Genomic DNA, 1,595 nt, shown 5'->3' with positions numbered 1-1,595 from the left:
GTCCTACTCTCCCACAGGGTCCCCCCTGCAGTACCATCGGCGCTGTGAGGCTTAGCTTCCGGGTTCGGAATGTAACCGGGCGTTTCCCTCACGCTATAACCACCGAAACACTATGAAACTGTCAACCGCACCACGCTCTGTGACAAACGCGGGGTTGTTCGTGGTTTCAGAACCAACACAGTGGACGCGAGCAACTGAGGACAAGCCCTCGGCCTATTAGTACCGGTCACCTCCACCCATTACTGGGCTTCCAGATCCGGCCTATCAACCCAGTCGTCTACTGGGAGCCTTACCCCATCAAGTGGGTGGGAATACTCATCTCGAAGCAGGCTTCCCGCTTAGATGCTTTCAGCGGTTATCCCTCCCGAACGTAGCCAACCAGCCATGCCCTTGGCAGAACAACTGGCACACCAGAGGTTCGTCCGTCCCGGTCCTCTCGTACTAGGGACAGCCCTTCTCAATATTCCTGCGCGCGCAGCGGATAGGGACCGAACTGTCTCACGACGTTCTAAACCCAGCTCGCGTACCGCTTTAATGGGCGAACAGCCCAACCCTTGGGACCGACTCCAGCCCCAGGATGCGACGAGCCGACATCGAGGTGCCAAACCATCCCGTCGATATGGACTCTTGGGGAAGATCAGCCTGTTATCCCCGGGGTACCTTTTATCCGTTGAGCGACGGCGCTTCCACAAGCCACCGCCGGATCACTAGTCCCGACTTTCGTCCCTGCTCGACCCGTCGGTCTCACAGTCAAGCTCCCTTGTGCACTTACACTCAACACCTGATTGCCAACCAGGCTGAGGGAACCTTTGGGCGCCTCCGTTACTCTTTAGGAGGCAACCGCCCCAGTTAAACTACCCATCAGACACTGTCCCTGATCCGGATCACGGACCCAGGTTAGACATCCAGCACGACCAGACTGGTATTTCAACGACGACTCCGCCTGAACTGGCGTCCAGGAATCACAGTCTCCCAGCTATCCTACACAAGCCGAACCGAACACCAATATCAAACTGTAGTAAAGGTCCCGGGGTCTTTCCGTCCTGCTGCGCGAAACGAGCATCTTTACTCGTAGTGCAATTTCACCGGGCCTATGGTTGAGACAGTCGAGAAGTCGTTACGCCATTCGTGCAGGTCGGAACTTACCCGACAAGGAATTTCGCTACCTTAGGATGGTTATAGTTACCACCGCCGTTTACTGGCGCTTAAGTTCTCAGCTTCGCCACCCCGAAGAGTGACTAACCGGTCCCCTTAACGTTCCAGCACCGGGCAGGCGTCAGTCCGTATACATCGCCTTACGGCTTCGCACGGACCTGTGTTTTTAGTAAACAGTCGCTTCTCGCTGGTCTCTGCGGCCACCCCCAGCTCACGGAGTAAATCCGATCACCGGACGTGGCCCCCCTTCTCCCGAAGTTACGGGGGCATTTTGCCGAGTTCCTTAACCATAGTTCACCCGAACGCCTCGGTATTCTCTACCTGACCACCTGAGTCGGTTTAGGGTACGGGCCGCCATGAAACTCGCTAGAGGCTTTTCTCGACAGCATAGGATCATCCACTTCACCACAATCGGCTCGGCATCAGGTCTCACACTACGT

Annotated in this window: 2 rRNA genes (1 of these 2 running past the window's edge); both read right to left on the bottom strand. The window is 56.3% G+C overall.

Annotated elements, in window-relative coordinates:
• Window positions 1–107, bottom strand: a 5S ribosomal RNA gene (gene rrf, locus ACZ60B_RS42745); the annotation flags it as partial.
• Between the two features lie 89 nt (window positions 108–196).
• A 23S ribosomal RNA gene (locus ACZ60B_RS42740) occupies window positions 197–1,595 on the bottom strand; it runs 1,787 nt beyond the window's last position.

Source organism: Streptomyces sp. NPDC104096 (assembly GCF_055584385.1).
This window is presented reverse-complemented; position numbering and strand designations above follow the sequence as displayed.